20 protein-coding genes are annotated in these 24,727 nt (G+C 60.3%); 4 read left to right on the top strand and 16 right to left on the bottom strand.

Going from position 1 to position 24,727, the window contains the following annotated elements; all coding sequences use genetic code 11:
- Positions 1-65: 65 nt before the first annotated feature.
- The 15 genes from MPN23_RS16500 to hmcA form a co-directional block, all read right to left on the bottom strand.
- The gene (locus MPN23_RS16500; RefSeq protein WP_243545333.1) at positions 66-1,085 is read right to left on the bottom strand and encodes an amino acid ABC transporter substrate-binding protein; all 1,020 of its coding nucleotides are present in this window, start codon (positions 1,083-1,085) and stop codon (positions 66-68) included.
- A gap of 686 nt (positions 1,086-1,771) precedes the next feature.
- Complete coding sequence (gene tmcA / locus MPN23_RS16495) at positions 1,772-2,146, bottom strand: acidic tetraheme cytochrome c3 TmcA (protein WP_243545332.1); 375 nt, start codon at positions 2,144-2,146, stop codon at positions 1,772-1,774.
- A gap of 9 nt (positions 2,147-2,155) precedes the next feature.
- Positions 2,156-3,496 (bottom strand): electron transfer complex ferredoxin TmcB, encoded by a 1,341-nt coding sequence (tmcB, locus tag MPN23_RS16490; RefSeq protein ID WP_243545331.1) that lies wholly within the window; start codon positions 3,494-3,496, stop codon positions 2,156-2,158.
- Positions 3,497-3,517: 21 nt separating this feature from the next.
- Entirely contained in the window at positions 3,518-4,180 is a 663-nt protein-coding gene (gene tmcC, locus MPN23_RS16485) for a TmcC family electron transfer complex membrane anchor subunit (RefSeq protein ID WP_243545330.1), read from the bottom strand.
- A 13-nt stretch (positions 4,181-4,193) separates the two neighbouring features.
- Positions 4,194-5,447, bottom strand: coding sequence for an electron transfer complex subunit TmcD (tmcD, locus tag MPN23_RS16480; RefSeq protein WP_243545329.1), 1,254 nt, complete (start codon positions 5,445-5,447; stop codon positions 4,194-4,196).
- A gap of 542 nt (positions 5,448-5,989) precedes the next feature.
- Complete coding sequence (locus tag MPN23_RS16475) at positions 5,990-6,394, bottom strand: RrF2 family transcriptional regulator (RefSeq protein ID WP_243545328.1); 405 nt, start codon at positions 6,392-6,394, stop codon at positions 5,990-5,992.
- Between the two features lie 36 nt (positions 6,395-6,430).
- A complete protein-coding gene (locus MPN23_RS16470; RefSeq protein ID WP_243545327.1) occupies positions 6,431-7,978 on the bottom strand; it encodes a hybrid sensor histidine kinase/response regulator in 1,548 nt (515 codons plus the stop codon).
- Positions 7,979-8,068: 90 nt separating this feature from the next.
- Positions 8,069-8,425, bottom strand: a complete 357-nt coding sequence (gene divK / locus MPN23_RS16465; RefSeq protein WP_243545326.1) for a DVU0259 family response regulator domain-containing protein — start codon at positions 8,423-8,425, stop codon at positions 8,069-8,071.
- A 100-nt stretch (positions 8,426-8,525) separates the two neighbouring features.
- A complete protein-coding gene (locus MPN23_RS16460) occupies positions 8,526-9,431 on the bottom strand; it encodes a universal stress protein (RefSeq protein WP_243545325.1) in 906 nt (301 codons plus the stop codon).
- A 64-nt stretch (positions 9,432-9,495) separates the two neighbouring features.
- Positions 9,496-10,887, bottom strand: a complete 1,392-nt coding sequence (gene hmcF, locus MPN23_RS16455; RefSeq protein ID WP_243545324.1) for a sulfate respiration complex iron-sulfur protein HmcF — start codon at positions 10,885-10,887, stop codon at positions 9,496-9,498.
- A 31-nt stretch (positions 10,888-10,918) separates the two neighbouring features.
- Complete coding sequence (hmcE, locus tag MPN23_RS16450) at positions 10,919-11,596, bottom strand: sulfate respiration complex protein HmcE (RefSeq protein ID WP_243545323.1); 678 nt, start codon at positions 11,594-11,596, stop codon at positions 10,919-10,921.
- A 31-nt stretch (positions 11,597-11,627) separates the two neighbouring features.
- Positions 11,628-11,759 (bottom strand): sulfate respiration complex protein HmcD, encoded by a 132-nt coding sequence (gene hmcD, locus MPN23_RS16445; protein WP_243545322.1) that lies wholly within the window; start codon positions 11,757-11,759, stop codon positions 11,628-11,630.
- 17 nt (positions 11,760-11,776) lie between these two features.
- The gene (hmcC, locus tag MPN23_RS16440; RefSeq protein ID WP_243545321.1) at positions 11,777-12,946 is read right to left on the bottom strand and encodes a sulfate respiration complex protein HmcC; all 1,170 of its coding nucleotides are present in this window, start codon (positions 12,944-12,946) and stop codon (positions 11,777-11,779) included.
- Positions 12,946-14,049, bottom strand: coding sequence for a sulfate respiration complex iron-sulfur protein HmcB (hmcB, locus tag MPN23_RS16435; RefSeq protein ID WP_243545320.1), 1,104 nt, complete (start codon positions 14,047-14,049; stop codon positions 12,946-12,948). Before hmcB ends, hmcC begins: the two co-directional genes overlap by 1 nt.
- A gap of 33 nt (positions 14,050-14,082) precedes the next feature.
- Positions 14,083-15,645, bottom strand: a complete 1,563-nt coding sequence (hmcA, locus tag MPN23_RS16430) for a sulfate respiration complex hexadecaheme cytochrome HmcA (protein ID WP_243545319.1) — start codon at positions 15,643-15,645, stop codon at positions 14,083-14,085.
- Positions 15,646-16,314: 669 nt separating this feature from the next.
- On the opposite strand from hmcA, the gene MPN23_RS16425 reads away from it, so the two are divergent.
- The 3 genes from MPN23_RS16425 to MPN23_RS16415 all read left to right on the top strand — a co-directional run bounded on the left by MPN23_RS16425 (position 16,315) and on the right by MPN23_RS16415 (position 22,242).
- On the top strand, positions 16,315-17,706 hold the full coding sequence (locus MPN23_RS16425) for a sensor histidine kinase (protein ID WP_243545318.1): 1,392 nt from the start codon (positions 16,315-16,317) through the stop codon (positions 17,704-17,706).
- Positions 17,707-17,781: 75 nt separating this feature from the next.
- A complete protein-coding gene (locus MPN23_RS16420) occupies positions 17,782-20,034 on the top strand; it encodes a mechanosensitive ion channel family protein (RefSeq protein WP_243545317.1) in 2,253 nt (750 codons plus the stop codon).
- A 96-nt stretch (positions 20,035-20,130) separates the two neighbouring features.
- Positions 20,131-22,242, top strand: a complete 2,112-nt coding sequence (locus tag MPN23_RS16415; RefSeq protein WP_243545316.1) for an acetate--CoA ligase family protein — start codon at positions 20,131-20,133, stop codon at positions 22,240-22,242.
- 25 nt (positions 22,243-22,267) lie between these two features.
- On the opposite strand, the gene MPN23_RS16410 is transcribed toward MPN23_RS16415, so the two are convergent.
- Positions 22,268-22,618: a gamma-glutamylcyclotransferase family protein gene (locus MPN23_RS16410; protein WP_243545315.1), complete on the bottom strand. Its 351-nt coding sequence runs from the start codon at positions 22,616-22,618 to the stop codon at positions 22,268-22,270.
- A gap of 104 nt (positions 22,619-22,722) precedes the next feature.
- On the opposite strand from MPN23_RS16410, the gene MPN23_RS16405 reads away from it, so the two are divergent.
- Positions 22,723-24,723, top strand: a complete 2,001-nt coding sequence (locus MPN23_RS16405; RefSeq protein WP_243545314.1) for a hydantoinase/oxoprolinase family protein — start codon at positions 22,723-22,725, stop codon at positions 24,721-24,723.
- The last annotated feature ends 4 nt before the right edge of the window (positions 24,724-24,727 follow it).

Raw genomic sequence — 24,727 nt, 5'->3', positions numbered from 1 at the left:
AGGAAAAGCGAATCGGCCGAGCCGCACAATGGCGGCCCGGCCGGGTCGTATTCGGGTCTGGCGAACTAGCGGATGGGCATGGCGTACAGCAGGCCGCCACGGGTCCACAATTCGTTGCGTTCGCGGGGAAGATTCAGCTGGGTGTCAGGACCGAAGTAGCGATTGTACATCTCGCCATAGTTGCCCACGGCCTGAATGGCCCGGACCAGCCAGTCGTTGTCCAGATTCAGGAACGAACCGGTATCGCCGGTCACGCCAAGCATGCGCTTGACCATGGGGTCATCGGATTTGGTCTTCATCTCAAGCACGTTGGCCTGAGTGATGCCCTTTTCCTCGGCCTCGATCAGGCCGTACATGACCCAGGTGACCAGGTCCTTCCACTGATTGTCGCCATGGCGGACATACGGAGCCAGCGGTTCCTTGGAAATGCGTTCGGGAAGGATCACATGCTCACTGGCGTTCGGAGCCATGGCGCGCATGGCGGCAAGCTGGCTTGCATCCGTGGTGAAGGCATCCACGCGTCCGGCAAGGTACGCCTGAAACGCTTCCTTCTTGCTGTCGAAGACAACGGTCTCCAGCTTGATGCCGTTGGCACGGGCAAAATCGGCCACGTTCAGCTCGTTGGAGGTGCCGGAGGTCACGGAAACAGAAGCGCCGTCCAGTTCCTTGGCGGAAGTGAGTCCCAAATCCTTGCGGACCATGAAACCCTGACCATCGTAGAACATTACCACGGTGAAATCCACGCCCTGCTTGGCGTCGCGCTTCAGGGTCCAGGTGGTGGTGCGGGGAGCCAGATCGACCTGACCGGAGGAAACGGCCACGATCTTCTGCTTGGAAGCCAGCGGAACGAACTTCAGAGCATTGGAATCGCCCAGAACCGCAGCGGCAACCGCACGGCCCATGTCGACGTCGAAGCCAACCCATTTGCCATCGGAATCCGGAGCGGAAAACCCAACCACGCCTTCGCTCACGCCAAGAGTGATGTATCCCTTCTTCTTGACGTCTTCCAGAGTGCCAGCAAAGGCCGAGGAGGCGAACGCCACCATAAAAGCCAGTACCAACAAGGACTTGCACTTGAATTTCATGTATACCCTCTCTTTTAGGTAATGGACGGTTTTGTGCGACCGTTTACACCGTGACCGGGTGTTGTTACAACCCTGTTACAGAACTGTCAATGAAACCACTGGCAACCCGGTACCGAACACACAGACTTTCTCTTCCTGAAAAAAACAGGGAAATGTCTCCGACGGCCCTCCCGGGAGGCTGGGCGCTGCCCAGACCTGCCAAGGAGCAAGGCCCCTTGGATTCCCATATGTTTCAAGAATTTGAAGAGGCCGGATGCATGCCCTGCCGGGACATGCATCCGGCCTCTTCAAATTCTTGAAACGGGTGGTCCGAAAGAGAAAAACGATTTCCTTGTTTGTCCAATTTTCCCTGAATCCTGTTTCTCGATGAGACAAATTCGGCGCACCCACGACCAACGACATCGCCAAGACAGATGGACAGGCTCGCTTGCCCTTGTGGACGGCGGGAAGCAAAGGACATCGACAAATCCGCAGAACTGCGGATTCGGACGCTGGATTTGCCACGCCCGAAGGGTGAGGCCCCGGACAGGCCGAATCAGCTTCCGCTGATAGTCGGAGGCATTCCTTCCCCCAAAAAGAACTCCCGATTCCAGCGAACCGGAACCGGGAGTCGAGTGATGGTCAGCGAAAGCCGTCGAAGGGCGGTCCGACGGCCTGCTCTTTTTTATGGGCTGGAGTGAAGCCCGTTACCGCTGGTGGCACTCGCCACAGGCCAGCGGTCCCTTTTTCTCGGCAGCATGACAATCGCCGCACTGCTTGTGATAGGCCAGCATCAGGGGCAGGACGTCGCCGTCGCCCTCGACAGAATGGCATTCCGCGCAAGGCACGGGATCGCCTTCGACCAGCTCACCGTTTTCCTTGCCTTCATGGTGGCAGGGCAGGCAGCCGTCAAGACCGGCCTTTTCATTGTGTTCGTCGTGCATGAACGGCACTGCGGGCCGCTGGGGCTGTTCAAAAGCCGGGTCCGCAAGCTGTTTGATATCCTCCTGCGAAAAGGCGGGGAGGAAGAAGATGCACACCAGGGCCACCGCCAGCATGGAGATGATCGTCTTTCTGGTCATGTTGCCTCCCTATTCCTCGATGGCCTTGTTCTTAACCATGTTCGCATAGATGATATCGCCCAGAAACTTGAGTTCCAATCCCAGCTCGTAGCTGTGGATGATGTCTTCAAGTCCGCCGTGGCAGTTGTGGCAGGGGGAGATGACCGTGGTCACGCCCTGTTCCTTGACTGCCCGAAGCTGATCGGCCTTGGCCTTGTTGCCGTTGACGCGCACGTTCTTGAACGGCGGTCCGCAGTTGATGACGCCGCCGCCGGCACAACAACAGTAGTTGTATTCGCGGTTGGGAGTCATCTCGACAACGGTTTCGCAGATCTCGCCCACCACATAGCGCAACTCTTCCATGAGGCCGCGGCCACGAATCACGTTGCACGGATCATGGATGGTGACGGGTTCGGGATATTTTTCCTTCATCTTGATCTTGCCGGACCGGAGCAGCTCGGCAAAGAACTCGATGGAATGGACGACCTCGACCGGGTAATCCTTCCAGGCATTCCAGCGGTTGCCCATGTCGTAGACGGAACGGAACGCATGGCCGCACTCGCCCATGACGATCTTCTTGACCTTGAGACCCTGAGCGCATTCGAAATGGTCGCGCTTCAGACGGCCCATGATCTCGAAGTCGCCGGAGTACATGGCCATGTCCGAGTTGTCCCAACCGGTCGTGGTCGGCATGGTGAAGTCGATGTCCGCCTCATGCAGGATGGCCGTGGCCTGATAGATGAGGTGGGTCCGGAACTTGGGTTCCGGCGCGATGACCGAATACATGATGTCCGCGCCGTTCTTGTCCAGCGGGATGCGCATGTTCGGGAATTCGTCGCGGGCTTCCTCTTCCTGCCAGAGCAGGGCGTCGGTCCATTCGTCTTCCTTGACCCACATCTGGTTCATGGTCGCGGAATGGGAATGAGCGGTATCCTGAAGGTACTGCGGAGTCACGCCAAGCTTGTGGCAGATGCGGCGCACCGTGCTCATGATGTAGCCGGTGTCGATGCCCAGCGGGCAGTAATGCACGCAGCGGCGGCACAGGTTGCACTCGGTATAGGCGATCTGGGCGGCCTTGTAGATGAATTCGGCGCTGACCTTGCCCTTCTTGTCCAGAATGACGGACATGGTCTGGGCGACCTTGCCTGCCGGGGAATAGGACGGATCACCGTCGTGGGACACGTAGAAGTGGCAGGCCTGGGCGCAGAGGCCGCAACGCACGCAGGTTTCGTGGTAGGCCTTGAGCTTGGCGCCGGTTTCGCCCTGAAGCACTTCATTTATTGTTTTCTCGATTTTCTCGGGCGTGAGTTTGGCTATGCCGTCCTGCAGCCCGACGTCCTCGATTTTCCTGTCGAAAGCCTCGTATTTCATTCGTATATCCTCCTTCAGCCCTTACCAGTCCTTGCAGTGGCGAACGCCTTGGAACTCGGAGCCGATGTAGGCGCGGGAGTACCAGGAAATCAGCATGTGGCTCAGCCGGGAGAACGGAATGAACGCCAGCCATGCCAGGCCGCAGAGGATGTGCAGGACGATCATGACCTGATAGTTGAAAATCTGGTGGTATGCCAGAAATCCGGTGACGAACGGGCTCACGGCGATGCCGAGCGCCATCCAGTCCTTGTACGTGGTCAGAAAGGCCACTTCCTTGACCGCGATCCTGCGATAGGCAAAGAACGCGGCGGCCAGAATCACGGCCACGGTCATGTAATCGGCCACGGTGTCAGGCAGAGTGCCCCAGGAAACGCCGAAGAACTGATCCCAGAGCACCACATGGGCGGACAGGAAAATGGGAACCAGCACCAGACAGATGTGGAAGATGAACGTGGCCACGGTCACGGCCGGGTTCGACTTCCAACCGGTGGTCCCGAAGGGGATGAGCCACTGAATGATGGAACGTGCGCCATACCCGAACCTGGTGTAGGCGATGGAACTGCCGTCCTTTTTCTTGGCCAGTGCCCACATGGAAGCCAGCTTCCAGATGGAGCCGACCACGAACACGGTCCAGCCGATCCAGGCCAGGGGCCCGATAACGAACTCATAAATGCTGTGATACATGTTGCCCCCCTGCCTAAATGGAAGCCGTTTCGGCCACGATGCGGTAGTAGACGCCACCGGAGATGCCCTTGATCAGCACCTTGGAACCGTCCGCGCTGAAGACCGGAGCAAACGCCTGGTCGAAATCCTCGGAATACGGCTTGCCGTTGATCGCGATGGTCTGACGGCCGTTCCTTTCCACACGCGCGGCAGCCTTGGTCCCGTCCGCGCTGAAGACCACGGGCCAGACCATGTCATAGGCGCCGCCCCAGACATTGCCGTCCACCATGTGGGTGTAGCGGCCATCCTCGGTCTTGCAGATGGCACCGGCGTGATTGCCGTCCGGGCTGACGGTCAGATCGTAGACGACCGGGAACGTGGCGTTCCATGCGCCGTTGTTCTTGACCACCGTGAACTTGCCGAATCCGACGGCAGCCACGGCGTAGAGATTCGCGCCGTCCGCGCTGAACTGCTCATGCCAGAGCTGGGCGTAACGCGGGTCCCAGAGGATATTGCCGTCCTGGGCCATGCCCCACTGTCCTGCAACGCGAACCGGGGCCACGCAGGCGCCGGTGGACGGGTTGAAGGCGGGCTCCCACACGCACTGGAAATTCTGTCCCCAGGGCTTGCCGTCCACCACGATGGTGTAATCGTAGAGATTGCGGCGCACCTGGCAGGCCACATTGGAACCGTCGGCGCTGAAAACCGGGGTCCAGCAGTTCACGTAGCCGCCGTCCCAGGCCTTGCCGTCAATGGCAACGCTGAAAATGCCAGCCTGAAACGTATGAATGTCGGCCTGAGCCAAAGGCCTGGTCTGCACCACTGCGGCACAGTGGGCACCGTCCGCGCTCATGCTGAAATTGTTGGCGTTGTCGAACAGGGGATCCCACGCCTGCCCGTTCACGGACATGCCGTACCGCATGTCCTGCTGCACGGCGGCAGCCACGTTTCCGCCCGCCGAGAGAATTCCCCAGACGAATCCGTAGGTCTCGCCCCAGGCTTCACCATCAACGGCAACGGTCCACTCCATGTCCGCGGACACGCAGGCGACCAGCTTTCCGTCGGGCGTATACTCGGGGCAGATGATCTTTTCGAAAGATTCCTCCCCGATTTCGCCATTGGTGCAAAACCCGAATTCGTAGTCGCCCTTGTTGACGACACAGACACATTTCTCGCCATCCGGGCTCGCGTGCCATTCTTCAATCCACTGGACACCCTCGGAACATTTGGCCGTATTGAATACGTCCTGTTTTCCGGGCTGCCAATTCCAACCACTGGTATCGTGCATAGGCCTCCTCCTATCCGGTCACCTCGGTAACCGACCTGCATGCATTTCCTTTGGCAATGCGCCTTGGTTTGCGGTTATATATTGCATACCAAAACACTCCGATTAGGAACTTTATCGATTGGATACACCATTTTAAAGTTTATGCAAAGAAATTTTGATTTTCGGAATCAAACTCTACCTCGCCAGTATATATTGTCGAAAAAGGCGGACACTGCCCTGCAATGCAGTGTCCGCCAACCTTTTTACCTATTTCTGACTACCGAGGTCCACTATCAAGACCACATATTGCATCCAACATGGCAAAAGTGCTGCCTTTTCTATTTGCATACTACATAGGTATAAAATCACTCGTCCGGCATTCACGCGTTTCGTACGGAAAAGAACAAACATAAAGATAAACAATTCAGATGGATATGTCTTTTCATGAACACAAAAAAGACGCGAAGCTCCGGACATCCGGAGGCTTCGCGCCATCAGGAAGATTTTCTTGTCTCCCGAAGTAGAATTATCGCAGGACCAACATGCTCGGGATTCGCCGAAAATCAGACCAGATTCCCGATCACGTAGGAATCGAGTTTTTCATACATGCCCCGCGCGGTTTCGATCCATATGCCCCGAGTAATGCACTCTCCGGCGCGGGAGCAGGTGCCACAGACCTTTTCCGCGCAATCGCATCCGTCGGAATCCGGGGGACACTCCAGTACCCTGACAATGTCGCCCACCGTGATTTCCGAAGCGGGCCGGGCCAGCATGTGGCCGCCCTGAGGACCGCGCCTGCTCCTGATGAGCCCGGCCTTGCGCAGTTCCCGAATCAGCTTTTCCAGATACTTGACGGAAATGTTCTGACGCCGGGCAATGTCGCCGATCTGCACGGGCCCCTCATCGCAGTGCAGGGCGATGTCGATCACCATGCGCGTGGCATACCGGCTTCTGGTGGTTATCCGCATGACCCCTTCACTGTTCCCAGGCAGAAATCGCAGAGGCTACTTGTCGGCGGGAATCGGATTTTCCAGCAGCCGCACATTGCTCACGGGTTTGCCCTCGCCCGGCTTCCATGGGCACGACTTGGGCAGCGTGATGATGAAGCAGGTACCCTCGCCTTCCCGGGACTCGACCTTGATGTTGCCGCCGTGCTGGTCGATGACCTCGTTGGCGATGTACAGGCCGAGTCCGGTTCCCTTGCTGCCCTTGGAGGAAAAGAACAGGGAGAACATCTTTTCACGCGTGGCCCGGTCCATGCCCATGCCGTTGTCGCAGACGCGGAACACGATATCCCCGTTCCTGCGCATCACGGAGTAGGTGATCCAGTGCTCTTCCTTGGTGTCATCCCCGGCACACGCATCCACGGCGTTCTCGAGGATGTTGACCAGCGCGGACGACACCACGGACGGATCGATCTCGAAATCGCCAAGAGCCTCGTCGATCTCGCGAATCAGGGTGATGCCGGAATTCTTGGCCTTGGGCTCCACGGTGTTGGCCACTTCATGGGCAAAATCCACCACATTCACGGATTCCCAGTTCAGTTCGCGCTCCTTGGCGTAGTACAGGATGTCGAGCACGGTGTTGCGGATGCGGTTGACCATTTCCTTGATCAAATTCGTTCCTTCCTCGATCCTGGCGTTGTCTCCGCGCCGCACCCCGTTTTCCAGCTTGTACATGCCCCCGTCCAGTGCGGTGAGCATGCCCTTCACGCCATGGGACACGGAGCCGATCATCAGACCGAGATTGGTGAGATGATCCTGCAATTCGCGAATCTGGGTGATGTCCGTGGCGATTTCCAGCACCTGCTTGATGTCGCCGGACGCGTCGCGGATGGGCGCGGTCCACGTAAGCACGTTGTATCGCGTGCCGTTCCACGTGGTGACGATTTCCTCGGTCTGGTAGGATTTTCCGGTGCGAAAGGTGGCTTCCACAGGACAGTTCGGGCATGGCGCGGTCCGATGCTTGTATATCTGGTAGCAATACCCGCCGATGTAATCCCCGAAATCCTCCTTGAAACGCCGATTGGCGCGGAGGATCCGCTTGTCCGGACTCTGCACGGAAATGTAGCACGGCACTTCGTCGAAAAGCTGTTGCAGGGTGAGCTGCGTGGTGTGCATCAGTTCCAGATTCTCGCTGTACTTGCGGATATTCTGGCGAATGGCGATGCGCTCGTGCGCCCGGTCGAGGCACACGTCCAGAGCAGTGCGGACCACGGGCTTGATGATGTAGTCGGACGCGCCGCAATCCAGACATTCCACGGCAAGTTCGATTTCCTCGTAATCCGCCAGCACGATGACCTGCGTATCTGGCCGGTCGCGCTTCATCTGCCGGAGCAGGTCCGCGCCGTTCATGTCCCCGATGTTCAGGTCCAGCACGACGATGGACGGCCTTTCCTCCTGAAACAGGGCCAGTGCCTCCCTGTCGGACGAAGCCTTGAGCACGGTATAGCCTGCCGCAGCAAGATGCCCCTCGAACGCGAGGAGCACGCCTTCCTCGGCATCGGCCAGAAGCACGGAGTATCCCAGATATTTGTGGTTCAGCAGCAGCATGGCACTCTATGGAAATTTTGCCGGCCCGGAACAGACGCCACGGAACAGCGCGGTTCCGGGCCGGAAATCACAGCATGGCGACAGCCGGAGCTATTCGCCGAGAACGTCCTTGACGATGGAAAGAAGCTCGTCACGGTCAAACGGCTTGGTCAGGCTGGCGACAGCCTTCTGAATGGCGTACTTGTTGCCTTCCAGACCGCTGATGACGATGACGGGAATCTTCTTGAACTCGTCGTTCTGGGTCAGTTTCCGATAGAAGCGGGGCCCCCATTCCCTGGGCATTTCCAGGTCAAGGGTGATGAGGTCGGGCTGCTCTTCCTGAACCACGGTCAGGGCATCGGTGCCGTCCGCGGCCGTGCAGGTCCGGTAGCCGTTGTCGGTGAACAGATCGGTCAGATACGAGACGATGTTGGGATCGTCATCAACGATCATGATCTTCTTTGCCATGATTGCCCCCTAATGGTTGTATTTCCGGAATCCGCGCGTCCGGCCTTCCTCTCGGCCCGACATGGCCATTGCCGGGCGCGCGGACATGTTCCCTTGTCCGTTACGCCTTGGCGGCGCGATTGACGCAGATCACCGGGCAGTTGGCACGCATGACCACCTGCTCCAGCGTTGACCCGATGACACCGGCCTCGTCTTCGGTGGCCTGCAGGGCCATGACCACGAGATCGGCGCCACGTTCGCGGGCGTACTTGACGATTTCCACGTAGGGAATGCCTTCCCATGCCTCGAAATCGCACTCCACGCCCTTGAGCTGCGCGGAATAGTCCCGACGCATCTTGCGACGAATCTCCATGAGTTCGTCCTCGATCCGGTCCTGGGACAGATTGTGTCCGGCGTGGATGCCGGAAAGGTCCATGACGCTGAACACGCTGAGTTCGGCGTCATACCTTTCCGCAGCCGTGCGCGCGAACTGAAAGGCGTGTTCGCTGGCCTTGGAAAAGTCCGTGGCGAATACGATCCTGGAGAATCCGCCCCAGAAGGACGCAGCCGGACGGCCAACCACCAGCACCGGGCACTGGGCGCGTTTGGCCACTGCGTGCAGGGTGCTGCCTGCATAGATCTTGTGCCGGAAAGCGCCCTTGTCGTCCTCGGTCACGGCGCCGCCCATCACGATCAGGTCAACGTCTTCCTCGCGGGCCTTGCGCAGGATTTCCCGGTAGGGAACCCCGGAGGCCGCGTCCAGCACGCAGTCCGGGCAGGACTTGAGCTGGTTCGCGTAGTACTCCTTCATCTCGTCCCTGACGCAACTCACGTAGTCCTCGTCAAGGGTCACTTCCTCGCCGGTCTTGGAATCGGTGATGAGATGGCTGAAGGCCCGGGTGGGCACGCCCACGATATGCAATGCCCACAGCTCGGACTCGTAGCGCTCGGCCAGATCGAAGGCCACGCGCGCCGCTGCATCGCTGGAAGGCGAAATCGTGGTCGCAAACAGGATTTTCTTAAACATAGGTCACCTCGTCTGTTCGTGAAGCAAATCAACCGTCCTCGGCCGCGGGACAGGGGCTTGCGCCCTATTCGTCCCTTGGCTTGAGGTGGTCGGGCACAATGGCCATCTCGATCAGCAGTGGCTTGAGGAAACTCCACTCGATGCCGATGTGGTACTCTTCCTCGAGGTCGCGGATGGCGTCCCAGCAGTTGTGGCACGGGGCAATGACCAGTTCCGCGCCCGTGGCCAGAATCTGGTCGCGCTTCTTGCGCAGGGCCACGTTGCGCTGCGGGCGGTACTTGCCCACGCCGTTGAATCCGCCACCGCCGCCGCAGCAGTAATTGTGCTCACGGTTGGGTGCCATGTCGATGAAGTATCCCGGTTCCACCAGATAGCTGATGATCTCGCGGGTAATGGAGCCAAGGCCCCAGTTGCGCACGTAGTTGCAGGAATCCTGCAGCGTGACGGGCCGCTTGATGCGTTTGGCCGGATCGATCTTGATCTTGCCTTCGCGCAGGGCCTCGGCCACCCATTCCACGTAATGGCGAAACGGCGCAGGCGGCTGGCCGTCGGGACGGCCCGCCCAGTAGGGGCCTTCAATGGCGGAGGCGCGGTGCGCATGGCCGCATTCGGTGCCGAAAACCCGCTTGGGCTTGAGGCGCTCGATGGCCGCGTACACGTTGTTGACCTGCATGGTGCAGCCTTCCCAGTCACCGGCAAACATGGTCAGGCTGGTCTGCTCCCAGCCCTCGCTGGGAACGGTCCAGTTCTCGCCCGCCAGATGGAACAGGATCGCGGCTTCCGCAATGTCCTCGGGATAATGCTTGGGCTCGCGCGCATTGCAGGTGTACATGATGTCAGCGCCGACCTTGTCCACCGGGATTTCCAGCCCGGGCCAGTCGTCGCTGTACTCGTCCGCCATCCATTCGCAGGTCTCGACCCAGTCTTCGGTGGTGACGTTCATCTGGGCCTTGTACACGCGATGCATGCCGGAGCCGATCTTCAGCTCCCACGGCACGAATCCCTGCGAAAAGAGCAGGCCGCGCAGGTAGCTGAACATGACGCCCATGTCGATGCCGTGCGGGCAGTAGTGGCCGCAGCGGTTGCAGCAGGTGCACTGGGACCAGGCCACATCCATGCAATGACGCATGAACTCGTTGTCCACCTCGCCATTGCGCTTCACGATCTCGCCCAGCGTGGACTGTATCTTGTACGCGGGCACCTGCCTGGGGTCCTTGCCGTTGACTTCGTACAGAAAGCACGCGTCGGCGCAGAGCCCGCAGTGGGCGCACATGTCCAGCCATGTCTTCGTTCTGGACTTGAGGGTATTCTTCAGGGCAGCCTGCAGCTTGGGCACGTCAACGTCCAGTTCCTCCATCTCGGCGTAATACTGCTTGCCGCCGGTGTCGGAGAGGACCTCCTGCAGGTACTCCTCGGTATTGATCGGTTTTCTATTGCAAAGCTTTCCTTCAGGCATGATGCCACTCCTTGATTAAATCCGACCCTTCCTACCAGTGGAAGCCTTCGTAGTTCATGCCGCCGCGCTTGATGCCGAAGTCCATGCCGAGCTGGGCGCGGGACAGGAAGAACCCGACCACGTGAAACAGCTTGGTGAACGGCAGCGCCGCGATCCAGATCAGGCCGGTGATGATGTGGGCATTCAGCCAGAAGCCGTAATCGCCGTACTGGTGCACCGCGACATACCCGGTGACGAACGGGGCAATGGAAATGATCATCACGGCCCAGTCCCTGATGTCGGTCACGATCCTGACCTCGGGCAGCACCAGACGGCGCAGACACATGAACCCGGCGGCCACCAGCGTCACGATGGTCAGCAGGTCGGCCGCGGCCATGGACATGGCGGGCCAGCCAATGCCGAAGCGCTCCTTGAGGATCACGGCATGGCCTTCCAGAAAGAGCGGCACACCCAGCAGCCCGATATGGAACGCGAAGAACATGATCGTGAACCCGGGCTTGGTGCGCCAGCTGCGGTTGGCGAACGGCACGATGAAGGCGAGAATGGAGCGGAACGCGCCCTTGAGCCCCGCTCCCATGTGGGGACGGTAGGCCACGCGGTCGAGTTTCCAGTCCAGCCCTCTGATATACATAACGATTCGAAGCGCAAGGCCGACCACGCTCACCGTGAACGCCAGCCAGAGCATCGGACCAGTCAACAGTTCGTACATCTCGGTATCTCCTTACCGGGCAGTGCGCCGGTTAGTCCTTGTCCCTGCTGAACAGGAACTTCCAGTAGGCCACGAACACCACGAGGGAAACGCCCATGAGCACATAGGCCCACCCCTTGGTGTAGAGCATGAAATCCTGAAGCGTGTAGAATGCCTGTTCCATTGTTTCCTCCTCAGGGCCTAGTGGTGGTCCTTGTAATCGGGATGATCGTGGAAGATGGGCATTCTGGTCACGATGAACCGGAAGGTGACCACGATCAGGGTGCACACGAAGATGGTGATCCCGAATTCCTGCCAGCTCGGAAAGTACCGCTGGTCGGCAGGCAGGTGATAGTTGAAGGCGATGAGCGACACGTTCAGACGGTTCAGGATGATGCCCGCCACGGTCAGCAGCGCGGTCCACCTGATGAGCTTCAGGTTCTTCTCGCGCGCACCGATGGCGTAGAGCAGGCACGGCATGAGCACGAAGCCCAGCAGTTCGATCAGGAACCACTGGCCCCAGCCCGTGGCCAGAAGATGCCACTCGTCATCCACGGCAATGCCGATGACCTTGGCGAAGAAGTAGCCCAGCAGCACCCAGCTCGCGCCCTTGGCAAAGCCGTAGTACAGATCGTCGTGCTGGCCGAGGTATTCCTCGCTCATGTGATCATGGAACGCCTTGTGGGAAATCCACCCCTCGAACATGACCATGGACAGACCAGCGGCAATGGACGAGATGAAGAAGAACGTGGGCAGATAGGTCGAGTACCACAGGGGATGCAGCTTGCTCGGGGCGATGAGATACAGCGCGCCCAGCGAGGACTGATGCAGGGTGGACAGGACCACGCCGAACACGGTCAGGGCGATGGTGCCCTTGTGGATCCAGTTGCGGAGCCGCTTGAAGCCGAGCCACTCGAGCGCGGCCGGGCTGAACTCCAGAAACAGGACCGTCAGGTACAGGGCCACGCACAGGCCCACCTCGAAGAGCATGGAGGTGGTGCCGCTCTGCACCACGAAGGGATACGGCAGCCGCCATGGACGGCCAAGGTCGTAGGTCAGGGCCACGACCACGAAGAAGTAGCCCAGAAATGCGGTCAGCAGGGCCGGGCGCACCGCGGCGCGATGCTTCTTCATGCCGAACAGGAGCACGGCGGACGACGTGGTGTAGCCGCCCGCGGCCAGAACCACGCCGACCAGCAGGTCGAACCCGATCCAGATGCCCCACGGATTGTTGTTGTCGAGATTGGTGACGGTGCCGAGACCGTTGTAGAACCTCATGACCGTCAGGATCAGGCCCATCGCGATGATGGCGCCGGTGATCACGTTGAACGGAGTAAAGACGGATTTATTGGACACGGCTTCGGTAGACATTACGCGCCCTCCTCTTCCTTTTCGCCATTGTCGGCATTGTCGTCGCCCTCGGCAGCGGCTCTGGCGGCCTCTTCGGCCTCCCTGATCGCCTCCTGCCGGGCCTTTTCAACCTCGCGCTTGACAGTGGCTTCCTTGTCGGACTGGGCGCGTTGCATGGCAGCCTTGAGCTTGGTATCAGCCTCTGCCTGTGTCGTGGCGATCGCCTCGGCAACGGCATCGGCCTTCTCGTTGTCCGCAATCTTGTGCTGACGTTTGGTCATGCCGTACACCCCGGCCAGAAGCAGGGGCCACAGCGCGGGCACCATGGGCACCACGGACAGGGCGCCGGAGGTCAGTTCCGGGCCGGAATGTGTGCCCAGATCCTCGCGCATGCCCAGTTCCCCGAACGGCACACCCGAGAGGTAGAGCCAGCTCGTGCCCCCCATCTCGCGTTCGCCGTAGATGTGATCCACGTAGCGTTCGGGATGCGCCTCGATGCGACGGCGCGCAATCCTGATCAACTCGGAGCGCTCGCCGTAGACCAGCGCTTCCTTGGGACACTTGCCCACGCAACCGGGCACCTCGACCTTGCCGGACTGGATGTGCGGCTCGCAGAGGTGGCACTTGATCACCTTGGGGGTGATGGGGTCGTTGTAGGAATAGGTCGGCACCTCGAAGGGACACGCAACCATGCAGTAGCGGCAGCCCACGCACACGGACTCGTCATAGCTGACGGCACCCGAGGGCTGTTTCCTGAACGCGGACACGAAGCACGCGGAAGCGCAGGCCGGTTCCAGACAGTGCATGCACTGAATCTTGCGGAACACGGACCCCTTGCCGGTCTCGTACTTGTTGACCACGGTATAGGCTTCGTTTTCGGTTCTGCGCTCGGTATCGAGCACGGTCAGGTCGTCGAACGGCTTTTCCGGCGCGGGCAGGCCGTTGATCTCGTTGCACCCGACCTCGCACTTGCGGCAGCCGATGCAGCGGGTGGCGTCAAACAGCACGCCCTTGCTGCCCGGATACCCGTCGAACGACACGTTTCCGGCGGCTTCAGCCTTTTTTCCCAGCGTGGCGGAGACTCCCGCCGCTCCCATCAAGCCGAGAAACTTTCTTCGGTTCATGGATTGCTCCTCAGTATTTTCACCGGATTCGGATTACTTCTTCTTGTGGCACTCGACACACGCGGTGTTCCTGGGCTTTTCCAGCTTCATCGCGGTGTGGCAGCTCATGCACTGGCCGTGGTACGCGGCCTTGAGGCCGGGACGATCCGGGGTGGCCGGGTCAAAGGGCTTGGCGTGGCAGCTGCCGCATCCGGGCGGAGTCCTGGACGCCGGGCTCCTGTGATGGCACCCCTGACACATGAGGGTTTCCTGCCCGTGGAAGTAGCCCGCCAGCTTGTCGTCCTTCATGCCCTTGAGGAGCGAAAGCACGATCTTGCGATGCGGAAACTGGCTGGCCTGATACTTGTCCACGAGGCTGTCGATGACCACGGTCTCGGGAATCTCGTTCACCGAAATGGTGGAAACGGTCAGATCGCGACCGGCAATCACTTCCGCAGCCTTGGCCTCGGACACGTTCCTTTCCGGCATCTTTCCGTCGCGGTACAGGCTGTTCAGGGAATCATCATGACACTTGGCGCAGGACGCGGTATCCGGAGCGGCATTCCGCTTCATCTGGGCATGGCAGCCCGCACAGGTCGGGTCCTGCTGGCGGGTCTTGTGGCAGCCCACGCAGCCCTGCGTGTTGGAAGGCAGGTGCATGTCGCCGGCCAGCTTGAAGAAGTCGCCATCCATGGAGCCCTTGCCCACATGGCAGGAACGGCAGTCCTGCGCGTAGGTCTCATGCGCCTTGTGATTGAACGCGACCGCGCCCACATCGGCCCGGGGTCTGCCTTGAGTATCCCTGGCAACGAGCAGTGCAACGTCGGGCTGACCGCGCTTGAGCCGGGGAACGTCCTTGAGCTGCCTGATTTCGGTCTGGGCCTCGGCGCTATGGCAACTTGCACACCTGACCGGACCGGAGTCCCTTTTCTCGGCAGCGAACTTCTGGTGACAGGGCACGCAGGAAGCATGGGAAGCCTGAGCAAAGGAGAGCTTGACTTCCTCTGTCGGCATCTGCTCGTGACAGTTGCGGCAGTTCTGTTCCTTGCCCTTCTCGTAGACCAGCTTCTTGGAAGCCTCGTCATAGCGATGGTGGCAGGTGCCGCATTTTTCATCCCCGCCGGTCGCCGTGACATGGCGGGCGTGCAGGGACAGGTCCATTTTCACGGGCTGCCTGTCGCTCTGAAGCGGCTTGACCGTATGGCAGGAACGGCACTGGCCGTCCACCGGACCGGTCTTCTGGCTCAGATCAGCCATTTCCGTGTGGCAGCTGATGCAGCCGGAATGATAGATTTCCTTGACGCTGGCAGCGTTTTCATCCTTCAAGCGGTCGTACTTGAGGGACATTTTTCCTTCGGCATCCTTCTTGTGACATGCGGTGCAATCCTTGCCCTGCTTTGCAAGGGCATCCGTGTGCATGTCGTGGTAGAAGGCCACCGCCGGAAGTTCCAGTTTGCCGAAGTCGGCCATCGTGTCGATGGTGACAATGTCGGCGCGGGCGGGATCATCGGCTTTCGCCATCGCGTCCAGGCCCTGCGCTTCAAGGCAGACGATGGACACGGCAGCGAACACGAACATGATTCCAGCCCAAAACAGCAGTCGTCTTCCTCTCTCCATAACGCATTCCTTGATAGGTTAGTGGAAAACTGTGCGCCCTGCTCCACAGGGGGCGTTTCGGCATGTTGCCGAGGGCTCCCGGCAACAATCCCTTGTCAGACATCCTCGGATGCACCCCGTCCACAGCGCCCGCGTCAGGCGGAACGCTCGACCGGACCTTCCGCAATGCCTCGGTCCAAATGTGCTTGTCTGATAGCTCCTCGGCCATCCCCATTCCGGCCGGAAAAACACGCGCGGCTCATTACCCCGAAAGTCGCGCCCCGGTCCGGAAATCCGGTGTCGAATCCACGCAGATCGCGGAAATTCAACGCAAGCCCCCACGATCCATACTATCGCAGTATGAATCATTTCATACCGAGTTGGTATAGAACTCTCCACACTGCGTCAAGCACTATGTGAAAAAAATTATTATCGGAATATGTAGATATTTCATCGACAAATCACGATTTTCAGCCAGGAGGCCAGAAAAGTGAAAACCGTGAAAAGCCGGAGTAAACAATGATTCATACTCCCTAGGGAGTCATTAAACATGACTTTCTAGGTATACAATCAAGCTGTCCCGGGCAAGACTTTTGCCTGAAAAAAGGAAAAATAATATCGCAGTTCACAGCGGGTTCTGCCAGTTTCATAAAACCGCCATTTGCGTCGACTTTACGGGCGGAGGCACACATGACGAATGATAAGAGCCTGTTGGAAAGAATATGCCCGTTTCGGGCCTGCCACAACAAGATCCTGCTCGGCATGATCTTCGGCTCCCTGCTGCTCGCCCTGACCCTGCCCCTTGCCAATGCGATCTTCGTGTATCCGGCGTTCGAGGACGTGATCATCAAGGGCATCGAATCCGACGCCATGCGGCTCGCCCGCCATCTTTCTCCCGCCTCCCTCAAGCACAGCGAACTGACCAGATCCCGCATGACCGACACCTTCTTCGCGGAAATCTACAGACTTGAATACGCCTTCGGCCTGACCAAGGTCCGCTTCTACGCCCCGGACGGAGAAATCCTGTATTCCACCAATCCCCGGGAAATGGGACAGATCAACAACACCCCGTATTTTCGCGAGATCGTGTCCACGGGCACTCCCTTTTCCAAGCTGATCTCCCAGGAGAGCATCACGCTGAAAGGAGACCGCATTGAACACGATATCGTGGAATCCTATGTGCCCTACATGAACGGAGCCCGTTTTCTGGGCGCGTTCGAAATGTATTTCGACATAACCAAGCGCATGACCCGACTCCGCGGTCTGGTGTTTTGTTCCTCGCTGGCCATGTTCACACTCGGCGGGTTCCTGCTTCTGGCCATGATCATGCTCATACGCATTCAGGCCCGGCATCTGGTGGAACAGGAGCAGGCGCAGGAACTCAGGGAGGAGGTGGACCGCATTGCCCGGCACGACATCAAGACCCCGATCGCGGGCATCCTGAGCGGACTGGAATACATCCAGCACTTCACGCATCTGGACGCGGAACAGTCCGAGATCGCCGCCAGCATGCGTCAGGCTGCCAACTCGGCCCTGGAAATGATCAGCCGGGGGCTGGAGCTCTACCGCATGGAAACCGGAATCTACGAATACAACCCCAAGGAAGTGGATATTCTGGGAACCGCGCAGATATGCGCCAACAACCTTGCCTCACTGGCCGACTCCAAACAGGTGCGCATACTCGTCACTCTGGACGGAAGGCCGCCCGCACCGGGCAGGCAATGCCATTTCCCGGCCGAAGACCCCCTGCTCTATTCCATGCTCGGCAACCTGCTGAAAAACGCGATCGAGGCCTCCCCGGAAAACAATCGGGTAACTCTGGGAATCCGCAAATCCAGATCCGAACTCCAGCTCAAGATTCACAATTTCGGTACAGTGCCGGAATCCGTCCGCACCGCCTTTTTCGACAAGTACGCCACGGCCGAAAAAAGCGGAGGCACGGGCCTCGGCACCTACTCGGCCCGTCTCATGGCCCGAACCATGGGTGGAGACATCACCATGTCCACCTCCGAGGAGGAAGGCACCATGCTCGTGGTGACCCTTCCGCAGCCCAACCCTCTGGACATCCCTTCCGCGTCCTGACCCGTCGCGCTGGACACGGGACTCGCTCCTCATGTAACAATACCCCGAAACAGCATCCGAACCCGGGAGAAACGCATGCCACGGCTGGTCGCATCGATACTGACGCTCGTCATCTGTCTCTCCGTCCTCCCCTTTCCCGCTCATGCCGCATCCACGGGACTGGACACGCTCCCGGCAAACACCAGCCCGTCCGAAGCAGAACGCATCCTCGCGCAAATGAGCGATGAACAGGTGCGACGCCTCTTGCTCGAGGAAGTGAAAAGGGATGCTGCGCAAACCGCGACAACGCAACCGGACGGGCTGGACGCGATCGTCCGGAATTTCCAGACGCTCTCCTCCCTGACCCGCGACCGGTTCGACATGCTCTTTTCCGGAGCGGCATCGGCACCGACCGAACTTCCCGGCACGCTCAGGGCAATGCTTTCCGGGGTCGGCACGCTCACACCGGGACAACTGGCCGCAGGACTTGCCGCGCTCACGATTCTCTGGGCCGGATTCATGCGGCTCTTCCGCAACAGGACCCGGCGATTGCGCCGTCGCATCGAGCAGACGGCCGAAGACGCGCCATGGCGCAAACGCGCAGGACGCCTCCTGCTCAGGGCCGCCATCGACCTGTTCGGGCTGCTGATCGGCTCGGCCGTGGTTCTGACCGGATATCTGGCCTTTTTCGGCGATGCAGCGGGAAGCCGCCCGGTGCTCCTTGCCTGGCTTCTGGCCATCATCCTGCTGGAGACCGCCAAACTTGCCGGACGATTCCTTCTGGCACCCAAGGCGCCGGGCCTGCGCATCCTGCCGCTCTCGGACCATGCCGCACTCCTGCTCCAACGCTGGTGGACGAACCTGAACCGGATTGCGGCCCTGGGATTGTTCACCTGCACCCTGATCCGCATGGAACAGGGCAGCGAAGCCCTTTTCCTGCTCGCAGCCGCCTGTTTCGGATTCGCGATCGCAGCCATGCTCTACCTGCTGGCCCTGTGGCACAGAAACCCCGTGGCCAATGCCATCCGCAGCGCCACGCGCCCCGGCACGCTACCGCACCAGTTCGCAGACGTGTGGCACGCAATGGTCGTGACCTATGTGCTGTTCTTCTGGCTGTTCTGGGTGTTCGCACTCATCGTGTTCGGCGGGCGAGCCATGCTCCCCGGCGTCATGACCCTGCTCTTCATTCCCCTGTGCCTGCTTCTGGACTGGGGCACCCAGCGTCTCGTGACCTTTGCCGCCAACCTTGCCGGACCGGGCGTGCCGCTCGATCGGGAGGATTCCGCAGAAGCCGAAACACCCGCGCCGTCCATGTTCGAACCAACCCGCTTTCAATCGTTCCTGAGCAGCGGATTCCGACTCATCATCCTGACCGGAGCCTTCTTCGGTCTGCTTGCGGCATGGGGCATGGACATCGAGATCGGCCGCGCCACGGTGCGGGCCGCGTTCAGTTGCCTGATCACGCTGGTTCTGGCCTACATCCTCTGGGTCACGGCCAGCCGCTGCATCGAACGTCGACTCAGGGACAAGAGCGCGGATCAGGACCCGGGCGGCAGCCACGAAGGCGGCGGGCCGGGCGGCGACCGCTTCTCCACCCTGCTGCAACTGCTGCGCAAATTCATCTTCGCGGCCATCCTGGTCGTCACGGTGCTCATCATCCTGTCCTCGCTGGGCGTGGACATCGGGCCACTCATCGCGGGCGCGAGCGTGTTCGGCATCGCCCTCGGCTTCGGCGCGCAAACCCTGGTCAAGGACGTGATCTCCGGCATCTTCTTTCTCATGGACGATGCATTCCGGGTCGGCGACTACATCGAGACGGGCGGAGCCATGGGCACGGTGGAGGAAATCTCGGTCCGCTCCATCAAGCTGCGCCACCATCTGGGCATGCTCTACACCATCCCCTTCGGCTCCATGAACCTGATCAGGAACAACACCCGGGACTGGGCCGTGATGAAGCTCAACTTTCTGGTTCCGTTCGACACGGACATCCAGAAGGTCAAGAAGATCGTCAAGACCATCAACAGGGAAATCCGCGCCATTCCGGAGCTGGACGCCCTGATGCTCGACGACATCAAGAGTCAGGGAGTCAAGGCCATGGAGGAACACGGCATGCGCATGCGCGTGAAGTTCATGACCAGACCCGGCGGCCAGTTCACCCTGCGCAAGCTGGTTCTGGCCAAGCTGCGCAAGCATTTCAGGGAGCAGGGCATCGAATTCGCACGGCCTCGGGTGGCCGTGCAGATACCGAAAAACGCGGAACTCACCCCGGAACAGGCCGCAAGCGTATCCGCAGCCGCGTCCAAGGCCGTGGAAAAGCCCGCATCCGAAAAGGACGGGACCGATCGCTGACCGCTGTTTTGCGCCCTTGTTTCGCGACCCGGTTTCAGTGTAGGTTGACCAAGGCCGTCGCGTACTGCCGCAATCAACCGCATCAGGAGCATCCCGTTGGGAACCGCAGATAATCTTCAGGCATTCTTCACCCCCGAGTCCGTGGCCGTTGTCGGCGCATCCGCAACCCCGGGCAAGGTGGGACACACCATACTTTCCAACATGATCAACGCCGGATTCCGGGGCGACCTGCATCCCGTGAACCCCAGAGGCGGAACCATTCTCGGCCTTGAAGCCGCGACCTCCATTGCCGACCTGCCGCGCGGTCTCGACCTCGCCGTGATCGCCCTGCCGCGTCAGTTCGTGCTGGAAACGCTCCGGGAACTGGCGGAACACGGGACCAAGTCCGCCATCGTGATCACTGCCGGGTTCAAGGAAGTGGGCAAGGACGGCCACGATCAGGAACAGGCCATGGCCGACCTGTGCCGCAAGCACGGCATGGCCCTGCTCGGCCCCAACTGTCTGGGCATGATCAACACGGCTGCCGGGGTCAATGCCTCGTTTGCCGCGGGCCAGCCCAACGCCGGGTCCATTGCGTTCTTTTCCCAGTCCGGCGCACTCTGCGTGGCCATTCTGGACTGGGCTCTGGGCACGGACATCGGCTTCTCCAAGTTCGTGAGCCTGGGCAACAAGGCGGTCATGGACGATGCCGACATGCTCCGCTATCTGGACCGCGATCCGGAAACCAGCGTGGTGCTCGGATACATCGAGAACGTGGAGCACGGGGAGGAATTTCTCAAACAGGCGGCCATCACCAGCCGCAACAAGCCCGTGATCATGATCAAGTCCGGCACCACGGCAGCCGGGGCAAAAGCGGCCTCCTCCCACACCGGCGCCATTGCCGGGTCGGATCAGGCCTACTCCGCCGCCTTTGAAAAAACCGGCATCATCCGCGCCCGGGACGTGGAAAGCCTGTTCAATCTGGCTCAGGCGTTCTCGACCCAGCCCCTGCCCAAGGGCCCGAATCTGACCATTGTCACCAATTCCGGCGGTCCGGGCATCCTGTGCGCGGACGCAGCGGAAAAATCCAGCCTGAACGTGGCCCCGCTTTCCCCCCGAACCATCCAGCGACTTCAGGAATTCCTGCCCAGCCACGCGGCCGTGTACAATCCCGTGGACATCATCGGCGACGCGGACGCGCAACGCTATCGGCAGGCGCTGGACATCGTGGCCGAGGACTCCATGACCCACGCACTCCTGGTCCTGCTCACCCCCACGGCCAGCGTGCAGATCGACGAAACGGCCGAGGCCGTGGTGCGCATGGCGAAAAAATGCGGCAAACCCGTGTTCGCCTGCTTCATGGGCAAGACCCGGGTGGCGGGCGCACGAAGGATTCTCCGCGAGGCAGGCATTCCCTGCTACGCCTTTCCCGAGCCCGCGGTACGAGCCATCCAGACCATGTACGACTATTCCCTGTGGAAGACCCGTCCGGCCCCGTCCTATGCCTCGGTCAAACGCGACCCGGAACGGGCAGCCAAGGTCATCCACGAGCATGAACGCCGCAACGAACCCGAAATCGTGGAATTCGAAGCGCAGGAAGTGCTCAAGGCCTACGGCCTGCCCACCCCGCAGACGCAACTGGCACGATCCAGCGACGAAGCCGCACAGGTGGCGGAATCCATCGGATATCCCGTGGTGCTCAAGATCGCCTCGCCGCACATCTCCCACAAGTCCGACGTGGGCGGCGTGCGCGTGAACCTCGGAGACGAGGCCGAACTGCGGGAGGCGTTTCAGGACATCACGGCCAGAGCCCAGCGCATGCGCCCGGATGCGTACATCGCGGGCTGCCTGGTCCAGAAGATGGCCCCGGCAGGCGTGAAGGAAGTCATCATCGGATTCAAGCGCGACAAGCAGTTCGGCCCGCTGCTCATGTTCGGTCTGGGCGGCGTGTACGTGGAGATTCTCAAGGACATCGCCTTCAAGCTCGCGCCCATGTCCCGGCAGGACGCCTTCGAGATCGTCCGCGAAATCAAGTCCTACATGCTGCTCAAGGGCATGAAGGGCGAACCGCCCGTGAACTTCACGGCCCTTGAGGAAATCATCCTGACCATGTCCGAACTGGCCCGGGACTTTCCCCAGATATGGGAGGCGGAATTCAACCCGGTGCTCGTGAACCATGAAAAGGCCGTGGTCGCGGACGTGCGCATGACCCTGCATCTGAAGGACTGAGGGACACCGACCGCTCCGCCGCCTGCTACGTCAGCGGCGGATTCCATTCTCCCTCCGGGAACAGCCTGCCCGAGGCATGCGGGTAGAAATATATCCAGGCCGTGAGCAGGACCCCGGAATCCATTTCCATGACCGCCCTTTCCCGGTGGTAGAGATGCGGGTGAGCCTCCAGCAGGTCCAGTCGCTGCAAGGTTTCGTCGTCGAGGGCGTAGACCTCGCCGCGAATGCGACTGACGGGCTCGCCCGGGAACACGCCCGGATATTCGTCCTGATACAGGGCGTACCTGTCCCGGGTCCAGGCATAGCCGACAAAATCCGCATCGCGCAGAAATCTGTGGCTGGGAAATCCACGCTTGAGTGTTCCATAGACGAACACCTTGTGTTTCCTGTATTCTCTCGCAGTTCTCGGGCTTTCACATTTTCGCATACACGCCAGTCTTTTTTTGACAAATCCGTAGACAAGAAACAGCGGAGGCTCACGTGCTCATCATCGGCGTAGATACCGGCGGCACCTTTACCGACTTCATATACAAGGACAAATCCGGGGTTCGAGTGCACAAGGCCCTGTCCACCCCGGACAATCCTTCAAGAGCGGTGATTCAAGGACTGGGCCACATTGCCCAGCAGACCTGCGTGGGCAACTCGCTGGAACGCGTGGGCGCATCCATTGCACACGGCTCCACCGTGGCCACGAACGCCATTCTGGAACGCAAGGGAGTGAGGACCGCGCTGGTCACGAACGCGGGCTTCGAGGACGTAATCGAAATCGGCCGCCAGAACCGGGAAGACCTGTACGACCTGCACTATCGCAGACCCGAACAGGTGATTCCCCGGGAAATGCGCTTCGGTGCACCAGGTCGTGTCACCTCGACAGGCGAAATCGAATCCGATCTCACCGAAGCCGAGGCGCAGAAGGTCGTGCAGGCCGTGGCCGATTCCGGCGCACAATCCGTGGCGGTCTGCCTGCTCTTCTCCTTTCTCCGGCCCGAGCACGAAAACCTGCTGGGCAGGCTGTTCCGGGAAAAAGGGATTCCGGTTTCCCTGTCCCACGAAATCCTTGCCGAATTCCGGGAATACGAACGGACCTCGACCACCGTGGTCAACGCCTATGTCTCGCCCATCATGACCCGATACCTGACCGATCTGAACAGATGGGTGCAGGGCAACACGTTTCGCGTGATGCAATCCAACGGCGGGTCCATTTCCGCGGAAACCGCCATGCACGAATCCGTGCGGACCATCCTTTCCGGCCCGGCAGGCGGAGCCGTGGGCGCACTGGAAATCGGCCGCGCCGCCGGCATGGACAGATTGATCACCTTCGACATGGGCGGGACCTCCACGGACGTATGCCTGCTGAACCGCGGATTGCCCATGACCACCCAGTCCGCCATTGCCGGATATCCGGTCAAGGTGCCCATGATCGACATCCACACCGTGGGCGCGGGAGGCGGGTCCATCGCGGGGCTGGATCGTGGCGGCGCCATGACCGTGGGGCCGGAAAGCGCGGGCGCGGCTCCGGGACCGATCTGCTACGGCAGGGGCGGAACCCGGGTCACGGTCACGGACGCGAACCTCTATCTGGGCCGCATTGTCCCGGACTTCTTTCTGGGCGGCGGCATGGCGCTGGCCGAAGACGCAGCTCGCGCCGAGCTGGAACGCATGGCCCTCGACATGGACATGTCCCCGGAAAAACTGGCCTCGGGCATCCTCGACATTGCCAACGCCAACATGGAGCGCGCCGTACGCGTCATTTCCGTGGAACGCGGATTCGACCCACGCGACTTCACCCTGTTCCCGTTCGGCGGAGCAGGTGGCATGCATTGCGCGGAACTCGCCCGCTCGCTCGGCATGACCCGAATCCTGATTCCGGCCAATCCCGGCATTCTTTCGGCCGTGGGCATGCTCATGGCCGACGTGGTCAAGGACTACTCGCGCACGATCATGCTTCCGGCCCGGGAATTTTCCCCACAGAATGCGAAAACCGTGTTCAGGGAAATGGAGCTCAGGGGCGAGGACGATCTCGCATCCGAATCCGTGGCCCGCGAATCCGTCCGCCACGAGCGTTTTCTGGACATGCGCTACAAGGGGCAATCCCATGAACTGCTGGTGCCGTTCGAATCGGATTTCCACACGGCGTTCGAACGGCTCCACGAGCAGCGGTACGGCTATGCCGATCCCGGACGGGAAATGGAAGTCGTCAACGTCCGATTGGCCTCCCGGGGCGAACTCTCCCGGCCGGAGCTGCCGCAACTGCCGGACGGTGAAGCGACTCCGCCCGCAAATGCGAAACTGGGCACGCGCCCCGCGTTCCTGGGCGGAAAATGGCGGGAAGCCACGATCATGGACAGAAAGGCCCTGTTGTCCGGCAACCGCTTTTCCGGCCCGGCCATCGTCACGGAATACAGCTCCACCATCGTGGTGCCGCCCGATGCGGAATGCAAGGTGGACAAGCTGGGCAACCTGCTGATGACGCTGCAATGACGGG

The organism is Pseudodesulfovibrio tunisiensis (assembly GCF_022809775.1).
Taxonomy (GTDB): domain Bacteria; phylum Desulfobacterota; class Desulfovibrionia; order Desulfovibrionales; family Desulfovibrionaceae; genus Pseudodesulfovibrio; species Pseudodesulfovibrio tunisiensis.
The sequence above is the reverse complement of the archived record's forward strand: the minus strand, read 5'-3'. Positions and strand labels throughout refer to the sequence as shown.